This is a genomic window from Microbacterium sp. K41 (assembly GCF_004794395.1).
GTDB lineage: Bacteria > Actinomycetota > Actinomycetes > Actinomycetales > Microbacteriaceae > Microbacterium > Microbacterium sufflavum.
In genome coordinates, this window is record NZ_SSDO01000062.1 from 1 (window position 1) to 4,443 (window position 4,443).

The 4,443-nt window shown below is 72.0% G+C and carries 5 protein-coding genes; 2 read left to right on the plus strand and 3 right to left on the minus strand.

What is annotated here, in order from left to right; translation table 11 throughout:
- The coding region (locus DW309_RS01050) for a glycosyltransferase family 2 protein (protein WP_136044281.1) at nucleotides 1–709 on the minus strand (709 nt) is incomplete at its 3' end.
- A 60-nt stretch (nucleotides 710–769) separates the two neighbouring features.
- Here DW309_RS01050 and DW309_RS01055 point away from each other — a divergent pair.
- Nucleotides 770–1,213, plus strand: coding sequence for a GtrA family protein (locus DW309_RS01055; RefSeq protein ID WP_136028760.1), 444 nt, complete (start codon nucleotides 770–772; stop codon nucleotides 1,211–1,213).
- A gap of 17 nt (nucleotides 1,214–1,230) precedes the next feature.
- Here DW309_RS01055 and DW309_RS01060 read toward each other — a convergent pair whose 3' ends face one another.
- On the minus strand, nucleotides 1,231–2,694 hold the full coding sequence (locus tag DW309_RS01060) for a tyrosine-protein kinase domain-containing protein (RefSeq protein ID WP_136028759.1): 1,464 nt from the start codon (nucleotides 2,692–2,694) through the stop codon (nucleotides 1,231–1,233).
- Between the two features lie 103 nt (nucleotides 2,695–2,797).
- On the minus strand, nucleotides 2,798–4,162 hold the full coding sequence (locus DW309_RS01065; RefSeq protein WP_136044282.1) for a tyrosine-protein kinase domain-containing protein: 1,365 nt from the start codon (nucleotides 4,160–4,162) through the stop codon (nucleotides 2,798–2,800).
- 71 nt (nucleotides 4,163–4,233) lie between these two features.
- Here DW309_RS01065 and DW309_RS01070 point away from each other — a divergent pair.
- On the plus strand, nucleotides 4,234–4,443 hold a 210-nt coding region (locus DW309_RS01070), incomplete at its 3' end, for a hypothetical protein (protein WP_136044283.1).

The window sequence follows — 4,443 nt, forward strand, 5'->3', positions numbered from 1 at the left end:
CGAGCGCGGCGCGCACGAACCGGCGCAGGCGCCTGGGCGGCAGGGTCACGCCGGCGCCGCGACCCCACATGGTGCCCGAGGCGGATTCGCCGCGGCGCGGGATGCTGGCGACGCGGAGGTAGCGCACGCGGAAGCCCGCCCTGGCCTCGGCCAGCGAGAAGTGCACGTGCGGCACGGTCGCCTCGGCCGGGACCGCGTCGAGCAGCACGCGCAGGGCATCGGGGCGGTAGGCGCGCAGCGGTGTGTTCACGTCGGGGATGCGGCGTCCGGCGGCGAGGGCGATCAGCAGGCCGACCGCGCCGGTGAGGCTCTTGCGGTACCAGGGGTCGGTGCGGCCGTCGCGCACGCCGTGCACGACGTCGGCCTGCTCGGCCAGGAGCGCGCCGATCAGCCGCGGGAAGTCGCTGCCGAGGAACTGCCCGTCCCCGTCGACGTGCACCAGCACCTCGGGGTCGGCGGCGAGGCCGGCGCGGTAGGCGGCCAGGGCGGTCGGGCCGTGGCCGCGGTTCGCCGCCTGCACCTCGACCGTGGTGTCGGCGACACCATCGAACACGGCCGCCGTGGTGTCGGTCGACCGGTCGTCGGCGATGTGGAACGAGACGGTGTCGGCGAGCGGGGCCACGGACGCGCGGATCTCGTCGACGAAGCCCTCGATGCCCTCCGCCTCGTTGTAGGCGGGCATGACGATGGCGAGATGGCGGAGAGTCACGGGGTCCTCGGATGGGGGTGGCGGGGCGCGGAGGCGTTCAGGAAGTAGCCTAGTTGAGCCATGAATCCTCCCTCACGACTGCGCCGCCTCGCCGGCGTCGGCAGCCGGTTCCTCGTCGTCGGTGCCGTCAGCACCCTGATCGAGGTCGGCGTCTTCAATCTTCTCGTCTACGTGTGGGGGTGGGACGTCGTCGCGGCCAAGATCGTCGCGTCCCTCGTCGCGCTGATCAACGCCTACATCGGCAACCGCGAATGGACGTTCCGGCACCGGGACCGCCGCGGCCGGGTCTCCGAGGTGATCCTGTTCCTGGCGGTGAACGCCGCGTGCACCGCCCTGGGCGCCGCCCTGGTGTGGGTGGGGGTGGAGGCCGTGGCCGGCATCCTCGGTCGCACCCCCGGCGCCATCGCCGTCAACGCCGTGAACCTCACGAGCATCGTGATCGTCGTGGTGCTGCGCTTCCTGCTCTACCACGGCGTGGTGTTCCGGGTCGCTCCGAAGAACTGACCCGCCGGCGCCTGCGCTCAGGCCCGCACCCTCGCGGGCTTCCCGGTGCGCGAGGTGCGGGTGCGGCCGCGCTTGGACGCATGCCGTCCGGCGTGCACCGGGGTGCCGTCGGACTCGTGCGTCGCACCGTACGTGTAGGCGCCGTAGCCGTAGCTGTCCGGACCCTTGGTCGGGAGCATGGTCACCACGATGCCGAGCAGGGCGACACCGGCGGTCTCCAGCGCGCGGACCGCGCCGGACAGCTCCTGCTTCCTGGTCTTGCCTGACGCGGCGGCGAGGATGACCCCGCGCGTCTTGGCGCCGACCACCGCGGCATCGGTCACGAGCAGCAGCGGGGGCGCGTCGATCAGCACGTAGTCGAAGTACTCGCCCAGAGATGCGAGCACCTGGTCCATGGCGGCCGATCCGAGCAGCTCGCTCGGGTTCGGCGGCACCTGGCCGCTGGGCAGCAGGTAGAGGTCGCTGGTGCCCCACTTCTGCAGCGCATCGGCCACGTCCATGCGACCGATCAGCACGTCGGTCAGGCCCGCACCGCCCTCGATGCCCATGTAGTCCGCGACGCGGGGGAGGCGCAGGTCGCCGTCGACGAGCGCGACCCTGGCTCCGGTCTCCGCGAGCGCGATGGCCAGGTTGGCGGTGGTGGTGGACTTGCCCTCGCCGGGCCCGGCGCTGGAGACCACGAAGATGCGCGGACCGGCGTCGAGGTTCAGGAACTGGAGGTTCGTGCGGAGGCTGCGGAAGGACTCGGCGCGCGGGCTGCGCGGGTCGGCGTGCACGATCAGCGGACGCTTGGTCGCCTCCGGGTCGTACGCGATGCCGCCGAGCACGGGCCGCTCGGTGAGGGCCTCGATGTCGTGGAGTGTGTGGATGCGGTTGTCGAGCACGGTGCGCAGCATGGCCACCGCCACACCCAGGGCGAGTCCGATGATGCCGCCGAGGATGACCAGCAGCCGCACGTTCGGGCTGGTGGGGGCCGTCGGCACCTCGGCCGGCTCGGTCACGGTGATGCGCACGGGGCTCACGGCGTCTTCCACCGCCGGCTGCTCGAGCGTGTTCTGCACCGCGTCTTGGAAGCTCACGGCGACCGCGTTGGCGATCTCGGCCGCGCGCTCCGGGTCGCCGTCGGTCGCGCTCACGTCGATCAGCACCGTGTTCAGCGGGGTCGTGGCGGTGATGCGGCCGCTCAGCTCGGCGACGCTGTCGTCCAGGCCCAGCTCCTCGATCACGGGCTCGAGCACGAGCGCGGTGCCCACGACGTCGACGTAGCTGGTCACCATCTGGCGCGCGAACGTCGTCCCCTGCACGAGGTCACCGGTCGCGGCGCCCTCGGTGCGCACCGACACGTACAGCTGCGTCGAAGCGACGTACTTGGGCTGCTGGAGAGCCGCGTACCCGGCACCGCCCGCGAGGCCGAGGAGGAGCAGGACCAGGATGAGGATCCAGTTCCGGTGCAGGATGCGCACATAGTCGCGAAGTTCCACGCGGCAGATTCCTTCTGTTGCTGGGCGGCTCCCGGACGACGGTGAACCGCAGAGTCAAATCCCGTCATTCTCCCACAGCGCGGGCGCCGTGCCGGACGGAGCGTCAGCGTGGCGCCGCGGCGGCGTACGAGGTCTGGGCGTTGTGCTCCCTGCGACCGAGCGGGGCCTTGGTGAGCACGGTGCCGAGCACCCGGGCGTCGACGGCCTCGATGCTCTTCGCGGCGGCGGCGAGTCGTCCGGCCTGCGTCGCCCCGGCCGCCGCGATCAGGATCGCCCCGGTGGTCACCCGGGCGATCACGGCGGCGTCGGTCACGAGCAGCAGCGGAGGGGCGTCGATCACGACCACGTCGAACGCCTCGCTCGCCGCATCGACGAGCTGCTGCATGGCGGGGGAGCCGAGCAGCTCCGCGGGGTTCGGCGGCAGGGAGCCGGCGGGCAGCAGGAACAGCGAGCTGCGCCCCCAGCGCTGCACCACGTCGTTCAGGCGCACGCGACCGGCGAGCACGTCGCTCAGTCCGACGCCGCCCTCGATCCCGAAGTAGTCGGCGACGCGCGGCAGCCGCAGGTCGGCGTCGATCAGGGCGACGCGGTGCCCGGCGTCGGCGAACGCGAGCGCGAGGTTGGCGGCGGTGGTCGACTTGCCCTCGCCCGGTCCGGAGCTGGTGACCACGAACACGCCGCTGCCGTCCTCGAACAGGAAGCGCACGTTGGTGCGGAGGCTGCGGTACGCCTCGGCGCGTGCGCTCTGTGGGGCGGAGCTGACGGCCAGCGGCCGGTTGGCGGTGTCGGGGTCGAGCGGGATCCGCCCGAGGAGCGGGACAGGGAGGGCCGCCTGCACGTCGGCATCGGTGCGCACCCGCTGATCCAGCAGCGAGCGCAGCAGCGCGACCGCGAGTCCGGCGGCGAGTCCGACGAGCCCGCCGAACACGAGCATCAGTCGTGTATTGGGTGCAATCGGCGTGGTGGGCACCTGCGCGGCCTGCAGCGTGACGATGTGGACCGTATAAGAGGTCTCCTGCTCGCGAAGCTCGAGGGTGTCGGAGACCACGGCGGAGAAGCTGTCGGCGATGCCGTTCGCGATGCGTGCGGCCTGTCCTGGATTGGTGTCGCTGACCCGGATCGAGAGGATCGCGCTGTTGAGCTGGGCAGAGGCGTCGGCGGCGGCCGCGAGCTCGGCCCGGTCCACGTCGAGGCCGAGGTCGTCGATCACGCGGTCGAGCACGATCGAGCTCGTCACGACGTCGCGGTAGGTCTGCACGACCTGGTTGGCGTAGCTCGTGGCGAGCGCGCGCTCGGTGGGGCTCGCGGTCTCGCCCAGCTGCACGGTGACCATGACCTCGGTGGTGGCCTGGTAGCGCTGCGGCGTGAGCATGGCGATCAGGGCGCCGACCGACACTCCGATCACGGCACCGGCCAGGATGATGACGAGCTGGCGGCGCAGGATCCGGAGATAGTCCTGGAACTGCATGGTTCTCCCGTGCTCGGTCGTGCGGATCGGGGGTATCGTCTCCTGAGACTACCCACTCCCCGAAGGGCAGCATGACGGCACTCCGCGATCTCTTCCCCGATGGTCCGCGCTCGGATCACCGCGCGGACGTCGTGCTCGACGACACCCACACCCGGTGGCGTCTGCGCGAGATGATCGGCGAACCGCGCCGCTCCGAGCCCGCACGGGCGCCGCTCGCGGACACCAGGGAGCTCGCGCGCATGGCGGAGGCCGCCGCGCGCACGGCCGTGCCGTTCACGGCG